The sequence below is a fragment of the Aeromonas sp. 84A genome, from assembly GCF_051919345.1.
Taxonomy (GTDB): domain Bacteria; phylum Pseudomonadota; class Gammaproteobacteria; order Enterobacterales; family Aeromonadaceae; genus Aeromonas; species Aeromonas veronii.
The window spans coordinates 1,086,373-1,107,462 of the sequence record NZ_JBQBEW010000001.1 but is presented as its reverse complement, the minus strand read 5'-3'; the positions used below and the strand labels follow the sequence as shown (position 1 = coordinate 1,107,462).

19 protein-coding genes and 12 tRNA genes are annotated in these 21,090 nt (G+C 56.5%); 4 read left to right on the top strand and 27 right to left on the bottom strand.

From position 1 onward, the window contains the following. The first annotated feature begins 106 nt into the window (after positions 1–106). Together ACTG20_RS05290 and ACTG20_RS05285 are read left to right on the top strand one after the other, a co-directional pair. Positions 107–946, top strand: a complete 840-nt coding sequence (locus tag ACTG20_RS05290; protein ID WP_194494600.1) for an isopenicillin N synthase family dioxygenase — start codon at positions 107–109, stop codon at positions 944–946. Between the two features lie 211 nt (positions 947–1,157). Further along, positions 1,158–2,471: a sodium-dependent transporter gene (locus ACTG20_RS05285; RefSeq protein WP_005335722.1), complete on the top strand. Its 1,314-nt coding sequence runs from the start codon at positions 1,158–1,160 to the stop codon at positions 2,469–2,471. 3 nt (positions 2,472–2,474) lie between these two features. Here ACTG20_RS05285 and ACTG20_RS05280 read toward each other — a convergent pair whose 3' ends face one another. After that, positions 2,475–3,194, bottom strand: a complete 720-nt coding sequence (locus ACTG20_RS05280) for a substrate-binding periplasmic protein (RefSeq protein WP_058059681.1) — start codon at positions 3,192–3,194, stop codon at positions 2,475–2,477. Between the two features lie 432 nt (positions 3,195–3,626). Between ACTG20_RS05280 and ACTG20_RS05275 the strand changes: the two genes are divergently transcribed. Then, complete coding sequence (locus ACTG20_RS05275; RefSeq protein WP_194494599.1) at positions 3,627–4,940, top strand: sodium-dependent transporter; 1,314 nt, start codon at positions 3,627–3,629, stop codon at positions 4,938–4,940. A 306-nt stretch (positions 4,941–5,246) separates the two neighbouring features. Here ACTG20_RS05275 and ACTG20_RS05270 read toward each other — a convergent pair. From ACTG20_RS05270 to ruvA, 25 genes are all read right to left on the bottom strand, one after another. Then, positions 5,247–5,322, bottom strand: a tRNA-Val gene (locus ACTG20_RS05270). Positions 5,323–5,338: 16 nt separating this feature from the next. Continuing rightward, positions 5,339–5,414 (bottom strand) — tRNA-Lys (locus ACTG20_RS05265). Positions 5,415–5,450: 36 nt separating this feature from the next. Beyond that, a tRNA-Val gene (locus ACTG20_RS05260) sits at positions 5,451–5,526 on the bottom strand. 17 nt (positions 5,527–5,543) lie between these two features. Further along, positions 5,544–5,619: transfer RNA gene (locus ACTG20_RS05255), tRNA-Lys, on the bottom strand. 36 nt (positions 5,620–5,655) lie between these two features. Then, a tRNA-Val gene (locus ACTG20_RS05250) sits at positions 5,656–5,731 on the bottom strand. Between the two features lie 16 nt (positions 5,732–5,747). Then, positions 5,748–5,823: transfer RNA gene (locus ACTG20_RS05245), tRNA-Lys, on the bottom strand. 36 nt (positions 5,824–5,859) lie between these two features. Beyond that, positions 5,860–5,935, bottom strand: a tRNA-Val gene (locus tag ACTG20_RS05240). Positions 5,936–5,951: 16 nt separating this feature from the next. Then, positions 5,952–6,027, bottom strand: a tRNA-Lys gene (locus tag ACTG20_RS05235). 36 nt (positions 6,028–6,063) lie between these two features. Continuing rightward, positions 6,064–6,139 (bottom strand) — tRNA-Val (locus ACTG20_RS05230). 16 nt (positions 6,140–6,155) lie between these two features. Beyond that, positions 6,156–6,231, bottom strand: a tRNA-Lys gene (locus tag ACTG20_RS05225). A 23-nt stretch (positions 6,232–6,254) separates the two neighbouring features. After that, a tRNA-Val gene (locus ACTG20_RS05220) sits at positions 6,255–6,330 on the bottom strand. A gap of 31 nt (positions 6,331–6,361) precedes the next feature. Then, positions 6,362–6,437: transfer RNA gene (locus ACTG20_RS05215), tRNA-Lys, on the bottom strand. A gap of 174 nt (positions 6,438–6,611) precedes the next feature. Further along, positions 6,612–7,412, bottom strand: coding sequence for a tol-pal system protein YbgF (gene ybgF / locus ACTG20_RS05210; RefSeq protein ID WP_005343216.1), 801 nt, complete (start codon positions 7,410–7,412; stop codon positions 6,612–6,614). Positions 7,413–7,570: 158 nt separating this feature from the next. After that, positions 7,571–8,095 carry a peptidoglycan-associated lipoprotein Pal gene (gene pal / locus ACTG20_RS05205; protein ID WP_005304908.1) on the bottom strand — a complete coding sequence of 175 codons (525 nt, stop codon included), beginning with the start codon at positions 8,093–8,095 and terminating at the stop codon, positions 7,571–7,573. A 49-nt stretch (positions 8,096–8,144) separates the two neighbouring features. Then, positions 8,145–9,470, bottom strand: a complete 1,326-nt coding sequence (tolB, locus tag ACTG20_RS05200; RefSeq protein ID WP_005335728.1) for a Tol-Pal system beta propeller repeat protein TolB — start codon at positions 9,468–9,470, stop codon at positions 8,145–8,147. A 95-nt stretch (positions 9,471–9,565) separates the two neighbouring features. After that, complete coding sequence (tolA, locus tag ACTG20_RS05195) at positions 9,566–10,699, bottom strand: cell envelope integrity protein TolA (protein WP_013723471.1); 1,134 nt, start codon at positions 10,697–10,699, stop codon at positions 9,566–9,568. Between the two features lie 5 nt (positions 10,700–10,704). After that, positions 10,705–11,151 (bottom strand): protein TolR, encoded by a 447-nt coding sequence (gene tolR, locus ACTG20_RS05190; RefSeq protein WP_005335733.1) that lies wholly within the window; start codon positions 11,149–11,151, stop codon positions 10,705–10,707. After that, entirely contained in the window at positions 11,151–11,840 is a 690-nt protein-coding gene (gene tolQ / locus ACTG20_RS05185) for a protein TolQ (RefSeq protein WP_139410123.1), read from the bottom strand. The genes tolR and tolQ overlap by 1 nt, the downstream gene beginning before the upstream one ends. Continuing rightward, positions 11,830–12,237 carry a tol-pal system-associated acyl-CoA thioesterase gene (ybgC, locus tag ACTG20_RS05180; protein WP_005335737.1) on the bottom strand — a complete coding sequence of 136 codons (408 nt, stop codon included), beginning with the start codon at positions 12,235–12,237 and terminating at the stop codon, positions 11,830–11,832. Before ybgC ends, tolQ begins: the two co-directional genes overlap by 11 nt. A 105-nt stretch (positions 12,238–12,342) precedes the next feature. Then, positions 12,343–12,654, bottom strand: a complete 312-nt coding sequence (locus ACTG20_RS05175) for a cyd operon YbgE family protein (protein ID WP_041202810.1) — start codon at positions 12,652–12,654, stop codon at positions 12,343–12,345. Then, a complete protein-coding gene (gene cydX / locus ACTG20_RS05170; protein ID WP_005304933.1) occupies positions 12,641–12,757 on the bottom strand; it encodes a cytochrome bd-I oxidase subunit CydX in 117 nt (38 codons plus the stop codon). The genes ACTG20_RS05175 and cydX overlap by 14 nt, the downstream gene beginning before the upstream one ends. A 14-nt stretch (positions 12,758–12,771) precedes the next feature. Continuing rightward, on the bottom strand, positions 12,772–13,908 hold the full coding sequence (gene cydB, locus ACTG20_RS05165) for a cytochrome d ubiquinol oxidase subunit II (protein WP_005335741.1): 1,137 nt from the start codon (positions 13,906–13,908) through the stop codon (positions 12,772–12,774). An 11-nt stretch (positions 13,909–13,919) separates the two neighbouring features. Continuing rightward, entirely contained in the window at positions 13,920–15,476 is a 1,557-nt protein-coding gene (locus ACTG20_RS05160) for a cytochrome ubiquinol oxidase subunit I (protein WP_005335743.1), read from the bottom strand. Between the two features lie 935 nt (positions 15,477–16,411). Continuing rightward, a complete protein-coding gene (gene ruvB / locus ACTG20_RS05155) occupies positions 16,412–17,422 on the bottom strand; it encodes a Holliday junction branch migration DNA helicase RuvB (RefSeq protein WP_005335744.1) in 1,011 nt (336 codons plus the stop codon). Between the two features lie 8 nt (positions 17,423–17,430). Next, entirely contained in the window at positions 17,431–18,045 is a 615-nt protein-coding gene (gene ruvA, locus ACTG20_RS05150; RefSeq protein ID WP_005335746.1) for a Holliday junction branch migration protein RuvA, read from the bottom strand. Between the two features lie 260 nt (positions 18,046–18,305). Here ruvA and ACTG20_RS05145 point away from each other — a divergent pair, with 260 nt between their 5' ends. After that, on the top strand, positions 18,306–20,315 hold the full coding sequence (locus tag ACTG20_RS05145; protein ID WP_157161951.1) for a methyl-accepting chemotaxis protein: 2,010 nt from the start codon (positions 18,306–18,308) through the stop codon (positions 20,313–20,315). An 81-nt stretch (positions 20,316–20,396) separates the two neighbouring features. Here ACTG20_RS05145 and lysE read toward each other — a convergent pair whose 3' ends face one another. After that, complete coding sequence (lysE, locus tag ACTG20_RS05140) at positions 20,397–21,005, bottom strand: L-lysine exporter (protein WP_194495108.1); 609 nt, start codon at positions 21,003–21,005, stop codon at positions 20,397–20,399. Positions 21,006–21,090 lie beyond the last annotated feature (85 nt).

The window sequence follows — 21,090 nt, the reverse complement described above, 5'->3', positions numbered from 1 at the left end:
TTTGTCACTATTAAACGCCGTGCCAGACGGGGCGGCCAACCCGCTTTCCTTGTTATCAGGTGCAAGGTAAACTGCGCCATCTTTTAACTGGCGCGCAACAAAAACAATGAAAGTCCTGACCGTCGATTACCGCTCACCCGATGCGGCCCAACGCTTCACCGAATCCCTGCGAACCACCGGCTTTGGCGTGCTGACCAACCACCCCATTCCGAAAGAGCTGGTGCAGTCCATCTACGACAACTGGTATCGCTTCTTCATGAGCGAGCAGAAGCAGGATTTTCTGTTCAACCGCGAGACTCAGGATGGCTACTTCCCGCCGTCGGTCTCCGAGGTGGCCAAGGGCCATAGCCAGAAAGACATCAAGGAGTACTTCCACATCTACCCCTGGGGCCAGATGCCGGAAGAGCTGAAAGAGCAGGCGATGGAGTACTATCGTCTAGCCAACGGTCTGGCCGCCGAGCTGCTGGGCTGGGTCGAGCAGTACACCCCGGCCGATATCGCCGCTCACTACAGTTGCCCCGTCTCCTCGATGATCGAAGAGAGCCAGAAGACCCTGCTGCGGGTGCTGCACTATCCGCCGTTCGATGGTACCGAGGAGCCGGGCGCCATCCGCGCCGCCGCCCACGAGGATATCAACCTGCTCACCATTCTACCCGCCGCCAACGAGCCAGGGCTGCAGGTGAAGGGTTCCGACGGCGAATGGATGGACGTGCCGTGCGACTTTGGCACCCTCATCATCAACATCGGTGACATGCTGCAGGAGGCCTCTCGCGGCTACTACCCCTCCACCACTCACCGCGTCATCAACCCGACCGGTGGCAGCGCCGCCAAGTCACGCATCTCCCTGCCGCTGTTCCTCCATCCGCGCCCGGATGTGGTGCTCTCCGAGCGCCATACCGCCCACAGCTACCTGATGGAGCGGCTGCGGGAGCTCGGGGTGATCTAGTCCACCGATGAGCCGTTGTCAGAGACCAAACCGGAGCAATCTCGCTCCGGTTTTTATTTGGTGGCAGGATTGGGCAAAAAACAGAATTAAATTAGCCAATCATGCCAATAAATCGCATTTACACCTGATAACCGTCGTAGTGATTGCGCCGTGACCTCCGTAACATGAGCGCCATTCTGCCCCTGCCCAGGGGCGCTCGATTGGAGTTCTTATGAAGCAGTCCCAATGGTCATCCCGACTCGGCTACATCCTCGCCGCAGCGGGGTCCGCGGTCGGTATCGGCGCAATCTGGAAATTCCCCTATGTCACCGCCGTCAACGGCGGCGGCGCCTTCCTGCTGGTCTTTCTGCTGTTCAGCTTCACCCTGGGGGTGGCGGTACTGATGGGGGAGACCCTGCTCGGCAGCATGAGTCGCCGCGGGGTAGTCGGTGCCTTCTCCGATCTGCTCGGCAAACAGTGGCGCTGGGTTGGGGTAATGGGGGTGATCTCTACCCTGCTCATCTACTGCTTCTACAGCGTGGTGGGCGGCTGGACCCTGGGTTATACCGGCATGGCCATCTCAGGCCAGCTCAACCATGGTGATGCAGCAGCCCTCACCGCCCGCTTCAATGACTATGTCAGCGGCGACGTCTGGCCCATTCTCACCCATCTGCTGTTTGCCGCCCTCACCTGGATGGTGGTGCAAGGCGGCATTCAGAAAGGGGTGGAGCGCACCCTGCGCTGGATGATGCCGGCCCTGTTCCTGATGATCCTGATGCTGGTCGCCTTTGGCCTCACCCTGCCCAATGCGATGGCGGGAGTACGTCACTTCCTGATGCCCGACTTCAGCAAGCTGGGGATGTCCGGCGTGCTCGATGCCATGGGGCTGGCCTTCTTCTCCCTCTCCATCGGTCTGGGCATTCACACCACCTACGGTGCCTATCTGCCGACCAGCGAAGGGGTTGGTCGCTCCAGCCTCTGGGTGGTGCTGCTGGCCAGCATGGTGGCAGTCCTGGCGGGGCTGATGATCTTCCCGGTGCTGGCCTCGACCGGTATCGACCCGGCCTCCGGCCCCGGTCTCACCTTTATGACCATGCCGGCGGTATTTCAGCTGCTGCCCTTCGGTCAGGTGCTTGAGGTGATCTTCTTCGCCCTGCTGGTCTTTGCGGCGCTCTCCTCGGCCATCTCCCTGCTGGAACATTTGCAGTGCTTCCTGTGCGAGACCTGGGGCTGGTCACGCCGCACGGCCTGCAGCGCCATCACTGGATTCGTCATGGTTAGCGGTGTTCCGGTCAGCCTGTCGTTTGGCCCGTTGCAACACGCCACCCTGTTTGGCAAAACCATTTTCGAGTTGCTGGACTTTGTCACCTCCAACCTGATGATGCCGCTGTTCGGCCTGATGCTGACGCTGCTGCTGGGCTGGAAACTGGGGCGCAAGGCACTGCCGCAGGGGATTGCCAGCCACTGGCATCACTTGCTGATGAACTGCTGGCGCTGGATTGCCCCCTTACTGATCGGCGGGATCTTGATTCGCGGTCTGGTGTGACGGTTACTCTTCGCGGGTGGGCTCATCGGCCCGCCCCTGTGCGGCTCTGACGGCCTCCAGGGCATGCTGCCAGCGGGTGATCTCGGCATCATCCGTTCCCTTGGAGAAGACGATATAGAGACCGGCCTGATGGAGCAGCACGCCACTGCTGACGATGCTGCGCCGGGATAACCCCATCTTGTCGAGGGTGGCCTCCATCACCAGCTCCGCCATCGGCAAAGCATCGATCTTGCCCAGCATCAGCCGCTCTATCGCCTCCCCGACCGTCTTGTAGCGCACCAGATTGGTGTAGCCCTCATGGGTCAGCCGCACGTCATCGGCATTGCCCAGCACGACCCCCACTCTGGGCAGATCTCGCAGCTGCGCCAGCGAGGTCAGAGGGTGGCGACTATCCGGCGCCTGATAGATAAAGACCCGATTGATAAAGAGCGGGCCAACCCATTTGAAATGGGACTCCCGCTCCGGGAGCCGCTGTACCACGAACAGTCCATAGCCGGGCTCGACCCGTGCCAGCGCCAGCGCCCGCTTGAGCGGGTAAATCCGCACCGGATAACGGGTGCCAAGCTCCTCCTGCACCTCATCGATCAGGCGAATGGCAAATCCGTCGAGCTTGCCATCGCGGTATTCGGTAAAGGGGGGTAAGTCGTGACTCAGCAGGGTTAATCCGGGCTGCGCCGACACACTCAGGCTGATCAGTAACCAGGGCAACACCATCCATCTCATACGACATCCTGTTTCATCGTTGTTCCCGTCAGCGCCATGTAGCGGTCACTAGTTCCAGAAGAAGCTACGTCGATTATCGCCCAGTAAATAGCCACAAGGTAGAAAAGATACGGCCCAGCGAGGTTTTCCCCCACTGAGTTGTACGTATAGCCAGAGTGGTGACAGCGGCACACATAAAAAATTTTTGATTTTATGTGTCAATTATTCTTTCCATGGTTTAGGCTGTTTCCTCATTCATTGGTCAGGTTGTCACCTCATGTCTGCCATCCTCGTGCTGTTTGGTCGATTTTTTAGCTCGCAAGAGAGGTGACCTTGCACGCACAGTTTTTCTGAATGTTCATTGCAAAGGTCGCCTCAGGCGGCCTTTTTTATGGTCTGTCGTTTATTGCTACAGAGGAGTATTGCTTCGATGTCGTGTTACCCGGAGGTTGTATGAGCCAGGTTCAGTGGTCTTCCCGTCTCGGTCATGTGCTGGCCGCAGCAGGCACAGCGATTGGACTTGGTGCCATCTGGAAGTTTCCCTATGTGACCGCCACCAATGGCGGTGGCGCTTTTCTGCTGGTGTTTCTGCTGTTCAGCTTCACCCTGGGGGTAGCGGTACAGGTCGGCGAAACCCTGCTCGGCAGCCATAGCCAGCGCGGAGTGCTCGGCGCTTTTCGCAAACTGGTAGGGCCGAACTGGCGCTGGATGGGGTATATGGGGATTGCCTGCGGCTTCTTTATCTACAGCTTCTACAGCGTGGTGGGTGGCTGGACCGTGGGTTACGCCGCGCTGGCGATGGCTGGCAAGCTCAACCTGAACGAAGGAAGCGCCCTCACCGCCCTGTTCAACGGCTATGTCAGCAACCCCTGGTGGCCGGTGCTGACCCATCTGATCTTCGCGGGCCTGACCTGGTGGTTCGTGCAGGGGGGTATTCAGAAAGGGGTTGAGCGGGCACTGCGCTGGATGATGCCCGCGCTCTTCATCATGATGTTGCTGTTGGTAGGGGTCGGTCTCTCCATGCCGGGCTCCATGGCGGGTGTGCGCCAGCTGCTGCTGCCGGACTTCTCCATGCTGACCGGCCAGAGCGTGCTGGACGCGCTGGGGCTGGCCTTCTTCTCCCTCTCCATCGGGCTCGGGGTACACACTACCTATGGCGCCTACCTGCCCAATAGCGAAGGGGTGCTGCGCTCCGGGGTCTGGGTGGTCACTCTGGCAAGCCTTATCTCGGTGCTGGCGGGCTTGATGATCTTCCCGGCGCTGGCCTCCACCGGCATCGATCCCACCGCGGGCCCAGGGCTCACCTTTATGACCATGCCTGCCGTGTTCAGTCATCTGCCGTTCGGTCAGGGGCTAGGGGTGGTCTTCTTCCTGTTGCTGCTGGTGGCCGCGCTCTCCTCCTCCATCTCCATGCTGGAGCATCTGGTGCGCTTCACCACCGAGGAATGGGGCTGGTCGCGCCGTGGCGCCTGCCGGGTACTGACCCTGCTTATCATGGCCTCCGGCATTCCGGTGAGCCTGTCGTTCGGCCCATGGAGCGATCTGACCCTGTTTGGCAAGACCATCTTCGAGTTGCTCGACTATCTGACCTCCAACCTGATGATGCCGCTGTTTGGTCTGGTACTGACCCTGCTGCTGGGCTGGCGCTTGGGTGATGCCATATTGCCTGCGGGCCTGTCACCCGCCCTGCGTCTGGCGCTGCTCTGGTGCTGGCGCGTGGTGGCGCCGCTGCTGATCAGCGGGATCCTGATCCGCGGGATCATGTAACACCTTGCGCATCCGTGCGGGCAGGCCTTGGCCTGCCCTTTTTATTGCTGGCGTTTGCTTTAACAGGCGTTCATATGAGCAGCATCACGATGGACAGGAGTGAAGTCAGTGGACGTCGAACAATCTCGGAAGAGCAGGATCGAAGAAGGATCGGAGTGGCAGAGTGGCACAATAAGAGGTGGTGCTTGGCTCGCCACAACGGCAACAGAAGAAGCTGGAGTACTGAATTTCAGGCAAAAAAAATCCCCATCTGAATGGGGACTTTCTCTGCAACCGCAGCTGATATCTCAGCTTCGCTTGCGAATATGGTGGTCGTTACTGGGATCGAACCAGTGACCCCCTCCTTGTAAGGGAGGTGCTCTCCCAGCTGAGCTAAACGACCTGGGATTCTGAAATGATGGTGGGTCGTGCTGGATTCGAACCAGCGACCAATTGATTAAAAGTCAACTGCTCTACCGACTGAGCTAACGACCCATCTAAATCATTTTTTTAAACTTTTTACTGCAAATATGGTGGTCGTTACTGGGATCGAACCAGTGACCCCCTCCTTGTAAGGGAGGTGCTCTCCCAGCTGAGCTAAACGACCTGGGATTCTTGAAATGATGGTGGGTCGTGCTGGATTCGAACCAGCGACCAATTGATTAAAAGTCAACTGCTCTACCGACTGAGCTAACGACCCATCTAAATCATTTTTTTAAACTTTTTACTGCAAATATGGTGGTCGTTACTGGGATCGAACCAGTGACCCCCTCCTTGTAAGGGAGGTGCTCTCCCAGCTGAGCTAAACGACCTGGGATTCTGAAATGGTGGTGGGTCGTGCTGGATTCGAACCAGCGACCAATTGATTAAAAGTCAACTGCTCTACCGACTGAGCTAACGACCCATCTAAACCATTTTTTTAAACTTTTTACTGCAAATATGGTGGTCGTTACTGGGCTCGAACCAGTGACCCCCTCCTTGTAAGGGAGGTGCTCTCCCAGCTGAGCTAAACGACCTGGGATTCTGAAATGATGGTGGGTCGTGCTGGATTCGAACCAGCGACCAATTGATTAAAAGTCAACTGCTCTACCGACTGAGCTAACGACCCATCTAAATCATTTTTTTAAACTTTTTACTGCAAATATGGTGGTCGTTACTGGGATCGAACCAGTGACCCCCTCCTTGTAAGGGAGGTGCTCTCCCAGCTGAGCTAAACGACCTGGGATTCTGAAATGATGGTGGGTCGTGCTGGATTCGAACCAGCGACCAATTGATTAAAAGTCAACTGCTCTACCGACTGAGCTAACGACCCATCTAAATCATTTTTTTACAAACTGGTGGTCGTTACTGGGATCGAACCAGTGACCCCCTCCTTGTAAGGGAGGTGCTCTCCCAGCTGAGCTAAACGACCTGGGAATTCTGTCTCCACCGAGTGGAGAAAATGGTGGGTCGTGCTGGATTCGAACCAGCGACCAATTGATTAAAAGTCAACTGCTCTACCGACTGAGCTAACGACCCTCACCACGACCAGTTCCGACTGCATTACTGCTTCGGCTCTGACGGCGGCCTATATTACGGATTTAAATTTCCGGTGCAACAGAAAATTCGTAATTTAAATCCGTTTGCTCACTGTGCGTACAAATGCAGGCTGTTTTTACAGTAGCGTTACGAAAACAGTGACATACAGCAATGTTACAGCTTGGCCAGACTCTGTTTGGCCAACTGGGCTGGCGAGGTGTTGGGATAGCCCTTGATCACCTGCTCATAGAAGGATTTGGCTTCCGCCTTCTTGCCATCCAGCTGCGCCAGCATACCCAGCTTCAGCAACGCATCGGCTCGCTTGGGGGATTTGCTGTATTTGTTGGCCACAGTCGAAAACTGGGCCGAGGCACCGGCTCTGTCCCCCTTGTTGAACAGCAACTGGCCGAGCCAGTAGTGTGCATTGGGAACATAGCCCGAATTGGGGTACTGCTTGATGAAGCCCTGGAAAGCCGGAATGGCTTTGTCGTAGTTCTTCTCTTTGAGCACCATGTTGACCGCTGCGTCGTAGGCCTGGTTCTCATCCTGATTGGTTGAGTAATTGGCGGCAGCAGCCGGTGTGGCAGCAGCAGGGGCCGGGGTGGCTGGAGCAGCTTGCTGGCTGCTGGCAACCTTGTCGAGCTCTTGGTAGAGCTGACGCTGGCGCTCTTGCGACTGTTCCATCTGGTAGGTCTGCTGCTCCAGCTGACCACGCAGCTCGGAAACCTCCCCTTGCAGGGAGTCGACCTGTTGCTGCAATTCAGCTTGCAGTCGCAGACGGGCATTGAGGGTGCGCTCCAGCAGGGCAACCCGATCTTCCAGGCTACCGGTGGGCACGATGGCGCCGTTGTTGCCGCTAAGGACAACCCCACCACTTGAGTCACCGCCCAGATCGCTGACCGGTGCCGCAGCTTGCGCATTCAGAGCAACCATTACGGCCAGCGCAACGACAGCTTGCTTGTACACAGATTTCATTCGGATCAAACCTTAGCGTTTAGTACAGATAAAACGGCCAGCGCCATCGTCGCTCGCATATGCAGATTTCATTCGGATCAAACCTTGGCGTTTAGTGCAAATAAAACGGCCATCGAAATGGCCGCTTGCATATAAACGAACTTCGTTCGGTTTAAACCTTAGTAAACCAGAACCGCGCGGCGGTTTTTGGCAAAGGCATCCTCGGTGTGGGACATGTCCAGCGGCTTCTCTTCGCCATAGCTGACGATGGAGAGCTGCTCGGCCTGCACACCCAGGGTTTGCAGATACTTGGCAACAGCCTTGGCACGACGCTCGCCCAGGGCGATGTTGTACTCCGGAGTACCGCGCTCATCGGCGTGACCTTCGATCAGGACTTTAACGCTCGGGCGCTCGCGCAGGTAGCTGGCGTGGGCATCCAGCAGATCAGCGTACTGACCCTGGATATCGTAACCGTCGAACGGGAAGTAGATCACGTTGTCACGCTGCAGTGCTTCGAACTTCTGACGCATCTGCTCTTCCGGGGACAACATGCCGTTGGCGCCGCCGGTTTGTACACCGCCCATGCCGTCGGTCATACCTGATTCAGCGCCAGCGGCGTCAGAATCAGAAGAAGAACTACAAGCGGCCAGGGTGAACAGTGGCAGTGCGATGGCCAAACCCTTGAGCAGTTTATTGAGTTGCATGCTATTTCCTTAAACCTTTATAACAAAACAAAAAACAATTGGATTTTTATCAATTCAAGAAGGGCGACCAAGCTGGTGCACGAATTTCACCGCTACTGGTCGGAAGCACAGCCTTGAAGCGACCATCAGTCGACACCAACGCGAGACTCTTACGACCCTGATAGATGGTGGCATAAATGATCATGCTGCCATTGGGAGCCACACTTGGCGACTCATCCAGAGCGCTCTGGGTAAGGACCAACAGGGCATTGTTTTCCATGTCCTGACGGGCAATACGATACTGTCCCTGAACACGGGTCACCATCACCATGATTTTGCCATCAGGAGTGATGGATGCACCCTGGTTGGATTCACCTTCCCAAGTCATCCGGCGAGTCATACCAGTCGCCAAATTTACGCTATAAATCTGGGGTTTGCCACCACGTTCAGAGGTGAACAACAAATTTTGCCCGTCCGGCATCCAGGAGGGTTCGGTGTCGATCACACGGCTGGTTGTGACACGGGTCAGCTGCTTGCTAGCGACATCAACCACATAGAGGTTCGGTGAACCGTCTTTGGAGAGAACGATAGCCAGACGACGACCATCCGGAGACCACTCCGGCGCCCCGTTGATACCGCGGAAACTGGTGATCAGGCTGCGCTGCTGGGTGTAGATATCCTGCACGTAGATTTCGGACTTCTGGTTCTCGAAGCTCACGTAAGCCAGCTTGCTGCCATCCGGCGACCAAGCCGGAGACATCAACGGCTCGCGGGAGCGCAGCAGGGTCTTCTCGTTGTAACCGTCGTAGTCAGAAATACGCAGCTGGTACGGGAACTGGGTACCCTGCTGGACGGAGACGTAAGCCAGACGGGTCAGGAAGGCACCGCGCTCGCCAGTCAGACGCTCATAGACGATGTCGGAGATACGGTGGGCAAACTGGCGCATCTGGGCACCCGGGATGGTCGCCATGCGGCTATCCAGGATGTAACCGTTGCTCTCGCCACCTTGCGCCTTGGCCAGCTGGCCTTTCAGCACATCGACCAGCTCGAAGTTGACCTTGTAGGTGCCGTCACCGACTGCCGAAATGGAACCCACCACCACGGCTTCAACCCCTTGGGAGGCCCAGGGAGCGAAGTTGATCTCGCTGCTGCTGCTCGGGGTTTGCGGCATCTGGCCACGGGCCAGCGGCTTGAACTTGCCGCTGCGCATCAGGTCGTTGGAGACCACTTCCGCGATGTCCTGCGGCAACTGCCCGTTACCTTCCCACTTGAAGGGGGCGACAGCGATGGGGCGTGCGCTATCAATACCGCCGGTGATGACGATGTCCAGGGCCGCCTGGGCACTCTGGCCCAGCAACAAACAGCCAACCAAAGCAAAAAATACTTTTCTGATCATGGCTTAAATACTCGGTTCCAATATAGATGAGAGGTTAAATTCCTTTCTCGGCGAGAGGTTGCCAACCGGAGGCAAGCAACCTCGTTTTATCACGCTTAGATACTCGGTTCTAACTTCAGGTTAAATTCCTTCAACATCTCGAATGCCGCAGGATCCTTGGGCACAGGCAGTTGATTGGCTTTCAGAACAGCCGCCTTACCGGAACGACAGACCGCCGGGTCACCCTGGCCGTTATCTACCGATATGACAAAGCCACTGCTCGCAAGACGTACGCCGATAGTACATGTTTTGCCCCGCATGGTGGGATCCAAAATCATATACCGCTCAACAGTGGCCTTGATGAGCGCCGCATATTTGTCGACTTCGCCCTGGGCTGCTGCCGATGCCGCCTGACTGCGGGCATTGGCCTCAGCCGACAGCTGCTGCTGCATCATCTCTTCCATCTCTTTTTGCAGCTTGGCCTGCTCGGCGGCTTTACGCTTGCGCTCAGCCGCGATCTTGGCCTGCTTTTCGGCCTCTGCCTTGGCTTTCTTCTCTGCGTCAGCTTTTGCCTTTTTCTCAGCCTCTTCCTTGGCCTTCTTCTCGGCCTCGGCTTTGGCTTTTTTCTCTGCTTCTGCCTTGGCTTTCTTCTCGGCTTCGGCTTTGGCCTTCTTGTCAGCTTCCGCTTTCTTGGCCTTGGCTTCTGCCGCCTTGGCCTTCTCTTCAGCCTCTTTCTTCTCTTGTTCCTTTTTCTTCTTCAGCGCCAACGCCTTGCTCTCGGCTTCCGCCGCTTTACGCTCGGCTTCAGCCTTCTTGGCCTTCTGTTCTTCCAGCTTGCGGGCTTCCTCGGCTTTTTGGGCCTTCTCTTCCGCCTGCTTCTGCTCGGCAACCTTCTTCTGCTTCTCGGCCTCGGCCTTGCGAGTCGCCTCTTCGGCCTGCTTGCGCTTGGTCTCGGCGATGCGAAGCTGCTCCTGTTTCTGAGCCAGCTCGCGCTTGGCGAGATCCGTGTCTTCCTTATCCTTCTCTTTCTCTACCTTTTGAGGCTTGGGCTGAGATTTCTGCTGCTGGATCTGCTTGGCCTGTTCGTTGAGGAAGTTCTCATCGAGCATGACGGCATTGACGATCTGCCCCTTCGATTCGGGTCGTTTCGGTTTGCTGAAATCGAGCCCGACAAACAGGATGATGCCGATGATCAGGTGCAGCAGAAACGACGCGATGAGATAACCGGAAATACCACGCTTCACATCCATCTCCGTTAGTTCACCGGATCTGTCATCAGGCCAACCTGAGGCACACCCGCATTCTTGAGGGCCACCATCAATAGGATCACCTCTTCGTAGCGCACGGCCTTGTCACCCGCGACCACCACGGGGGCATTCTGGTTGATCGCCAGATAGCCCATGGCTTTTTCGGTGATGTATTGCTGCATCGCCTCTGGCGTGCCGCTTGGCACCGGCTCGTCATCGGCTTCGCCAGCCTTGATGACATACTCGCCTTCGGTATTGACGCTGACGATGAAGGGCGGCTTGGCATCTTCCGGCAACTGCTCGGACTCAGCCTGTGGCAGATCCACCTTGACCCCTTGCGTGATCACCGGCGTGACCGCCATAAAGATGATAAGCAGCACCAGCATGACGTCGATATAGGGAACCACGTTGATCTCGGCCACCTTTTTGCGCCGGATCCGCTGATAGGTTTGCATTACTGATCACCCTGCTGCTGTGCAATTTGACGGTTCAGAATGGTGGTGAACTCGTCCATGAAGTTGGCGTAGGCGTTCTCCAGCCGCTCGACCTTGTTGGAGAAGCGGTTGTAGAAGATAACCGCCGGGATAGCGGCAAACAGACCCATGGCGGTAGCGATCAGCGCTTCCGCGATACCCGGTGCCACCATTTGCAGGGTGGCCTGCTGCACCTGACCCAGGGCGATAAAGGCGTTCATGATCCCCCATACGGTACCGAACAGACCGATATAGGGGCTGATGGAGCCGATGGTCGCCAGCACCGGCAGGTTGGATTCCAGATCGTCCACCGCGCGGGAGAGGGAGACGCGCATGGCGCGGTAGGTACCATCCATCACCGCATCCTGACCACGGGCACCGGCCTTGAGCAAGCGGGCATACTCCTTGAAGCCGGAGTAGAAGATATCTTCCATGCCTTCGATGTCATCGCGGCGGGAAGAGGACTCCTGATAGAGGCGATTGAGATCGACCCCTGACCAGAAGCGATCTTCAAACTGTTCCGATGCGAGATTGGCCGCCTTGATCGCCTTTGAACGCTGGATAATCAGCGCCCAGGAGACGACCGACATGCTCATCAGGGTCATCATGACCAGTTTTACCAACAGGCTGGCTTGCCAAAACAGGCCAATAAACGAAATTTCAGCGTGCACTTAACAGCACTCCCTTGATTTTTTCAGGTATAGCTACAGGTTTCATTTGCGGATGACTGACACAGGCTATCTGTACCATGGCCTGGGTGATCAGTCGTCCATCAGCCGCCAGGATCTGCTGCGAAAAGCGCAGGGATGCGCGTTTCACTTCAATCACTTGCGTTAATACATTCAATAGTTCATTAAAACGGGCCGCCGAGCGGAAATCGATCTCAGTTCGGCTCACCACGAAGGCATATCCCTCCTGCAGCCAGACGTCCTGTTCGACCCCTTTGGCACGAAGAAACTCGGTGCGAGCACGTTCCATAAACTTGAGATAATTGGCGTTGTAGACGATGCCCCCGGCGTCGGTGTCTTCGTAGTAGACACGCACCGGAAACTCAAAGACTTCCCCCATAACAATCTGTGATCCATTCGACAGTCAGATGGGGGGCTATCATAGCGCAGGGCTGAATAGGAAAGAAGCAGGGGGAGACAGGGAAATCCTGCCTCCCCCCGTTTTTTATGAAAGGAAATATGAATGTGTCAGCCAGAGGCCATACAACAAACTGGGCCAGGCGAGCCAGGGGTTGAACAGCACACGTCCGGGCAGGCTTTTCAGATGAAAGCCAAGTCCGTTAAGTACGCCACAACAGACAGCCCACATCAGCCAGGGAGCAAGCCAGAGACCATGCTCGCTGGTATTGGCCGCGATCAGATTGGGGGCCTGTAAAATAGCGACGGCCAACAAGGCCGCCGCGAGTAACATCAACCCCTGCCACGGCTGCCGCTCCAGTGGAGCGGCCAGCCTGGCGAGTCGATCACTTGTTTTCATCGATCTGACGATCCATGTTCTCGGTGTGTTCCAGCCACAGCGCATTGATGATGCCAAATGCACAGGCCAGCAACAGTCCCAGGATCCAGGTGAAATACCACATTGTCAGCGCACCTCTTAATAGAGAGATTGTTGGTTATCTTCGATGTGCTTGTTGGTTACCCGGCCAAACATCTTGATGTAAGTCCAGATGGTGTAACCCAGCACAATCGGTACGAAGATCGCTGCAGCCACAGTCATCACCTGCAAGGTGTTGAAAGAGGCGGTAGCATCCCACATGGTCAGGCTCAGTGACGGCTCAAGGCTTGAGGGCATCACGAACGGGAACATGGAGAAACCGGCAGTGAGGATGACTCCGGCAATCGCCAGCGAGGAGCTGGTAAACGCCAGCCAGCCGATGTTCATGCGGGCAAACAGCGCAGTCAGCAGGCTCATGGCCAGGCCCAGTACAGGGGCAGCCACCATCCACGGATAGAGGGTGTAGTTGTTCATCCAGGCACCAGCCTGCAGGACAACTTCCTTGTTCATCGGGTTGGATACCGCGTCAGTCGCAGCAGCCTTGACGATGACATACCCTTCCATACCGCTTACCCACCAACCTGCGGCAGCAAACAGCACCAGGGTCAGCAGTGAGCAGATCATGGCAGCCGTGCGGGAACGCGCCAGCACTTCACCGTCGGTCTTCATCATCAACCAGGTTGCGCCCTGGGTGAGCAGCATGAACAGGCTCACCAGACCAGCCAGAATGCCGAACGGGTTAAGCAGGCCAAAGAAGTTGCCGTGGTAGGTCAACATCATGAACTGGTTAAACTCGAACGGAACGCCTTGCAGCAGGTTGCCAAAGGCTACGCCAAAGACGATGGGCGGCACGGCACTACCGGCGAACAAGGCCCAGTCCCAGTTGCTGCGCCATTTGGCATCAGCACGCAGGGAACGGTACTTGAAACCGACCGGACGCAGGAACAGCGCCATCAGCGTCAGGATCATCGCGATGTAGAAGCCGGAGAAGGTCGCGGCATACACCATCGGCCAGGCGGCGAACAAGGCACCACCGGCAGTGACCAGCCAAACCTGGTTACCTTCCCAGTGCGGTCCCATGGTGTTGAGCATCACGCGGCGCTCGACATCTTTCTTGCCAACGAACGGGAGCAGTGCGCCTACCCCCATGTCGAAGCCGTCAGTGATGGCAAAACCGATCAGCAGTACGCCGACCAGAGCCCACCAGATGACACGCAGAGTTTCGTAATCAAACATGGTCGCTCTCCTTATGCCTTGATCTGTTCAAAGTGATACTTGCCAGTCTTCAGGCTGCTGGGGCCAAGACGGGCATACTTGAACATCAGGTACATCTCGATAACCAGAAGTACGGTATAGAACAGGCAGATACCGATCAGAGAGAACCAGATCTCGGCTGCAGGCAGGTTGGATGCAGAGAGGGAAGTCGGCAACACCTCTGCAATGGTCCACGGTTGGCGACCATATTCAGCAACAAACCAGCCAGCTTCGATAGCGATCCACGGCAGCGGGATACCCCACAGCAGACCCTTGAGCAGCCACTTGCGCTTGCCGATCTGGTGACGGGCACTGTCATAGAAGGCCATACCAATCAGCACCAGCATCAGCATGCCGACGGCAACCATGATGCGGAAGGCGAAGAACAGCGGCAGTACCTGCGGGATGGAGTCATCCACGGCGGCCTTGATCTGCTCGTCGGTAGCATCGGTCACGTTGCTGGTGTAGCGCTTGAGCAGCAGACCGTAGCCCAGATCCTGCTTCACTTCGTCGAAGCGAGCGCGGGTCTCGTCAGACTTGTCACCGGATTGCAGCTTGGTCAGCAAGTCGTAAGCGGTCATACCGTTACGAACGCGCAGTTCGTGCTCGCTCTTCAGATCCTTCAGACCGGTGACCTGACCGTCCAGAGAACGGGTCGCGATAATGCCCAGTGCATAGGGGATCTTGATGGCGTAGTCGGTACGCATCTCTTCCTGATTCGGAATACCGAACAGGGTAAAGGCGGCCGGAGCAGGTTCAGTTTCCCACTCAGCTTCGATAGCGGCCAGTTTCACCTTCTGCACTTCACCGGTCTCGTAACCGGATTCGTCACCAAGGATCAGCACGGACACGATGGAAGCCATACCGAACGCGGCGGCAATGGCGAAGGAGCGACGGGCGAACGCCACATCACGATTCTTCAGCAGGTAGTAGGAGGAGATACCCAGCACAAACATGGCGCCACAGGTATAACCAGCCGCCACAGTGTGGACGAACTTGACCTGAGCAACCGGGTTGAGCACCACGTCAGCGAAGCTCATCATCTCCATTCGCATGGATTCGAAGTTGAACTCGGCACCGACCGGGTTCTGCATCCAGCCGTTGGCGACCAGGATCCAGAGGGCGGAGAGGTTGGTACCCAGCGCCATCAACCAGGTGGCAGCCAGGTGCTGATGCTTGCTCAGACGATCCCAACCAAAGAAGAACATACCGACGAAGGTGGACTCCAAGAAGAAGGCCATCAGTCCTTCGATAGCCAGCGGGGCCCCGAAGATATCGCCGACATAATGGGAGTAGTAAGCCCAGTTCGTCCCGAACTGGAACTCCATGGCCAGACCTGTGGTGACCCCCAAGGCAAAGTTGATACCAAACAACTTACCCCAGAATTTGGTCATGTCCCGGTAGATGGTGTTGTTGGTCATCACATAGACGGATTCCATGATCGCCAGGAGAAAGGCCATTCCCAGCGTCAGGGGTACAAACAAAAAGTGATAAAGGGCCGTCGCAGCGAACTGGAACCGCGATAGGTCTACCACATGCTCAGCAATCATGATGTTTCCTCACCGATTATTGGCACGGCTATTTTAAGTTTTAAGCACAAAGCTTCCGTTGGAGGTTAGCGAATGAGCCTTATTGGGACGTGTCACAACAAAACGCGTTCAGTAACCACTGGCATTAACAACAAGGCAATACGAGAACACAAATAAAGCTAATGTTTAACAATTCCAAAACAATCAGCCTAAATTTATTCTCGCCCATGATGACCGGGTTTTTATATCACCTTTATTTGATTGAAATCAATGTAAAAGGACCCGCCATACATGGCTTTGAAAGGCATTTTTAATCTATTTCACGATTATTGACGCGAGCCAGATCACAAAACACGATAAAGCGTAAAACATTGATTTAAATCAATTTAAGAATTTAACATCCCGCCACTCGGTTTAATTTGAAAAGCGTGAATGACGCGCCTTTTTCCATGTTATCCGAGTCAGTCAATATGATTCGAAAACTCAATTTAAAATTGCAAAGAATGCATACTCATGCGAACCAATTTCATCAATAAAGACATTAGATAAACTAATTTGAAGAGTGCAATTTTTCTTGTTTGCCGGGGTCGATTCGAACTCCTACAATGCGCCTCGCAGTGAGGGCATACCCTTGGATACAGGCCGGTTAATCCGGGTTCACGGTACGTATTCGACGATCAATTTGAACCTGTCTATTGGAATCGAAGATGAAAAAGTTTGTTGCTAAAACCATCCGTTACTACAAGCTTTCCTTTGTTCAGCTCTATCAACTGAACCGACTCTGAGAGCTCGCGACGGCTCACCTGTTTATTTTCCGGTCTGTGTCCAGACGCACTCACTGTCTGTGAACATCCATCCTGAATTGTCTTTGCCCACCGCATCCGCCGTGGGCTTTTTTTTTGCCCGGATAATAAAAAACCGCCTTTGACGGCGGTTTCATGTTCAAACGACTGTTTTTACTTCTCATCTGGTCGCTGAAGACCGAAATGAGCGTAGGCTCGTGTGGTCGCAATCCGTCCTCTGGGTGTACGTTGCAGATACCCTTGCTGGATCAGATAAGGCTCCAGCACATCTTCGATAGTATCTTTCTCTTCCCCGATCGCGGCGGCCAGATTATCGAGACCCACTGGGCCCCCCATAAACTTGTCTATCACAGCCAACAATAACTTGCGGTCCATGAAGTCAAAACCTTCGTTATCGACATCCAGCATGTCCATGGCGCGAGCAGCAATGGGGCCGTCGATCCGGCCATCGGATTTCACCTGGGCAAAGTCGCGCACCCGCCTTAACAAACGGTTAGCAATCCGCGGCGTGCCGCGAGAGCGACGAGCGACCTCAATGGCACCATCTTCCGTCATGTCTAGCCCCAGACAACGGGCACTGCGGGAGACGATATCGGTCAGGTCCTTGACGTTGTAGAACTCCAGCCGCTGGACGATACCAAAGCGATCCCGCAGCGGGCTGGTGAGTGAACCGGCCCGGGTGGTGGCGCCAATCAGGGTGAAGGGAGGCAGATCCAGCTTGATGGAGCGAGCTGCGGGTCCCTCCCCGATCATGATGTCGAGCTGGTAATCCTCCATCGCCGGATAGAGCACCTCCTCCACCACCGGGCTGAGGCGATGGATCTCGTCGATGAACAGCACATCGTTCGGTTCAAGGTTGGTGAGCAGCGCCGCCAGATCCCCTGCTTTCTCCAGTACCGGGCCGGAGGTGGTCTTGATATTGACCCCCATCTCGTTGGCGACGATGTTGGCGAGGGTAGTCTTGCCCAGACCCGGCGGGCCGAAGATCAGCAGGTGATCGAGCGCTTCACCCCGCTGACGGGCCGCTTCGATAAAGATCTCCATCTGCTCGCAGACGGTATCCTGACCGGTGTAGTCAGCCAGCTTCTTGGGGCGGATAGCCCGGTCAATAATGTCATCCTCACGGGCGGCACTGGCCGAGATGAGGCGGTCTGCTTCAATCATCAACTACCTCATACCAGGCTACGCAGGGATTCACGGATGATATCTTCCACCGACATCCCCTCTTTGGCGATCTTGCTGACAATCTGACTCGCCTGCTGCGGCTTGTAACCTAGGGCCACCAGCGCACTGGCCGCCTCCTCGGTCACATCCGGTGCCCGCAATTCGGGCTCACTGGCTGGCAGGGTGACCATGGCCGGGGAGAAGAGGTCGTGACTGACCCACCCCTTGAGGCGATCCTTCATCTCCACCACCAGCCGCTCGGCGGTCTTCTTGCCGACTCCCGGCAGTTTGACCAAAGAGCTTATCTCTTCACGTTCGACACTCAGCACAAACTGGGTAGCTGTCATGCCGGAAAGAATCGCCAGCGCCAGCTTGGGGCCGACTCCGTTGGTCTTGATCAGCTCGCGGAACAGCGCCCGCTCCTGTTTGTGGTTGAAACCATAGAGCAACTGGGCATCTTCCCGCACCACGAAGTGAGTATGGATGGTCGCTTCCTTGCCGATCTCCGGCAAATCATAGAAGCAGCTCATCGGCATCTGCACCTCATAGCCAACCCCGCCCACTTCCAGCAGGACCTCGGGGGGCTGCTTTTCAATGACAATGCCTCTCAAGCGACCAATCACGGCTCTCTCCTCACCAATACAACTATTCGTAAATTGGCTCATAGCATAAAGAATAACTGGATAAGTATCCAGCATAGGGCTGCAACACCCGCGTAGTCAGAGAGGCTTTTTATCCAATTTTCCACCATGCTTGATCGGGTGCAACCAGTGCACGGGATGTTTCAGCGCCGCACCGGTCCCCGAGCGGGGGATAAACCACTACACTAAACCCGTTCGGAACCGAAACTGGTGCCAATGTCGATACCAAGGAAGGCCATCACATGAAAATTGTTACCACCTCCAATCTGGGTCTTGCCATATTGCTCGGCTGTACGCTGGGCATGGGGGTCGTTGGCTGGTATGGCAGCCAGCGGCTAGCCAATCTGCTCTCCTACGTACTGGGCGCCGCCTGGCAGACCGCCGATGGTGCCATGGAGGGCTCCATAGAGCTGGGCAACCAACAGCTACAGATTCAGAAGATGCAAAACGGAACCCCGCTCAATCGCGCCGAACTCGATGCTGCCAAGGCGGCGACCGATGACGCGCTGGCCCGGGTCAGCCAGGGGCTGCTCATTGATGGTGCGGCCCTTGCCACCATGGAACAGCACAAGCAGGACTATCAACAGCAACAAGAGAAGCTGCTGGCGCTCTATCACGCCTATACCGAGGTGGATCAGGCCCTGCATCACAACGCCGATCTGATGGCCCGCCTCTCGACCCAGCTGGAGGTGATCGGCGACGGCGCGGTCGAGGCGCTGACCCAATCCCCCGACCAGACCATCAGCTGGAACAGCGGCCTCTCCACTCGCTGGGAAGCGGCCGACGGGGGGATGGAATCCAACATAGGCTTTTTGCGCCAGCTCTATGCGCTGGAAAAGATGCGCAGACAAGGAGTCACAGAGGCGATCAAGGCCGAGCTGAAAGAGGCGACCGATTTCTACCACGAAGCGGTCGACAGCATGCTCGGCACCGGGCTGTTCGATATCGAGGGAACCGGCGAATTTGCCGGCAAGACACTGTCGGCAGAGTATCGCGCCCTGTTGGCCCGGCATCAGCAACTGATGGGACTGTGGGTCGATGCGCTCGGCGGCTATCAGGCCCAGCAGTCCGTCTATGAGGTCAGTGCCGATGAGCTGCGACAACAGCTGGTTGCCATCGAGGAGAGCGGCGATGCCACCGTAGAGGATCAGGTGGCCCAGCTCAACGGCATCATCAGCCAGACCCGAACCCTGCTGCTGGGTGGCCTGTTGCTGAGCCTGATCATGGTCACCCTCTGCGGCTTCTGGCTGACCCGCAAGCTGGTGACCCCGCTGCTGCAAGTGGACAAACGAATGCAGGATATCGCCGCCGGCGAGGGAGACCTCAACGCCCGCATCAACCTGCAACGGGATGACGAGATAGGCTCGCTGGCCAACAGCGTGGATCGTTTCATCGAGAAATTGCAGAAGATGATCAGCTCCACCATGGACAACAACCAACACATCAGCGAACACGTTCACACCTCGGTCAACCGGGTGGAGGCAATCAGCCAGAGCAGCCGCCAGACCGCCGAACATGCGCTGGCCCTGCACCACGACAGTGAACAGATGGTGCAGGTCGCCACCGGTATCTCGGACAACTGCAGCATGGCGGCCCACAATGCCAATGAGGTGCGCCAGCTGACCACCGAGAGTAGCCAGTATGTCGCCTCCGCCAGCGCGGGCATGCAACGGGTGGTACAAGAGGTGAGCGAGTGTGCCATCGCCATCAACTCCCTCAAGGAGCAGGCGGGTCAGATTGGCCAGATCATCTCCACCATCAGCGGCATCTCGGAACAGACCAACCTGCTTGCCCTCAATGCGGCCATCGAAGCGGCCCGCGCGGGGGAGATGGGACGTGGCTTTGCAGTGGTTGCGGACGAGGTGCGTACCCTGGCCAATCGCACGGCAACATCAAGCGCCGAAATTAGCCAGGTGATCAGCAGCATCCAGCAGCAGACCGAGACCGCCTATCTGATGATGCAGCGCAACCTCAAGACGGTGGAGTCCGGCATGCAGGACTCCGAGAACACCAAACAAATCCTGTTCAAGGTGGAAGGCGCCATCGACCAGCTGGCCGACATGGTGCAACAGGTGGCCGTGGCTACAGGACAGCTGTCACACACCCTGAGCCACTCCTCTGACAAGGTCTCCGGTATCAGTCTGCAAGCCAGAACCGGCGAACAGGAGGCGCAGGAGTGCCTGCAGCTCGCCTCCTCGCTCCATCAAGCCAGCCTGCTGCAACAGCGCCTGCTCTCCCAGTTCAGGGTCTGACCCCTTTCAATAGCAAAGATGCCACTCATGTGAGTGGCATCTTTTTGTTACCGGTCGCTCATTCCTGCCGCCTTAACTTCCTCAACGTCCTATGGCCAGTTGAACAGCCAGGCTCAGCATGATGATGCCAACCAGCAGATCGATCCCCTGCTGCACCCGGCCGCGGGCCAACCAGGGCGCCAGTGCCGCAGCCCCCAGCGCCAGCGAGTAGAACCACACCAGCGAGGCCAGCATGGCCCCCGCAGCAAAGGCCGGACGCAGGGACTCGCTCACCTGACTGCCAAGGGAGCCGAGCAGCATCAGGGTATCGAGATAGACGTGGGGATTGAGCAGCGTAACTCCCAGCGTCATCGCCAGCACGCTTTTGGCACCCATCTGCTGAGCAGAATCGGCAAGTCCCTCCCCTTTACCGCGCCAGGCAGTGAGCAGGGAACGGCCACCAAACCAGCCGAGAAACAGCACGCCACCCCAGGTGAGTAGCGCCATGCCGAGGGGGCTGGCGGCCAGCACATTGGCCCCGCCAAATACGCCGATAGCTATCAGGGTGAGATCGCAGAAACTGCAGAGCGTGGCCGTCAGCAGATGGTGATTGCGATGGATGCCCCGGCTCAGCACAAAGGCATTCTGGGCGCCGATGGGGATGATCATGGCCAGACCGATGGTGAAGCCTTGCAATGTCGTTGCGAGCATCATGGAGAGCACCGTTCGAAATGATGAATGAGCGGCACTATAGCGATGGTAGTTCCTTCTTAGAAATTCATTGATTTACTTATTG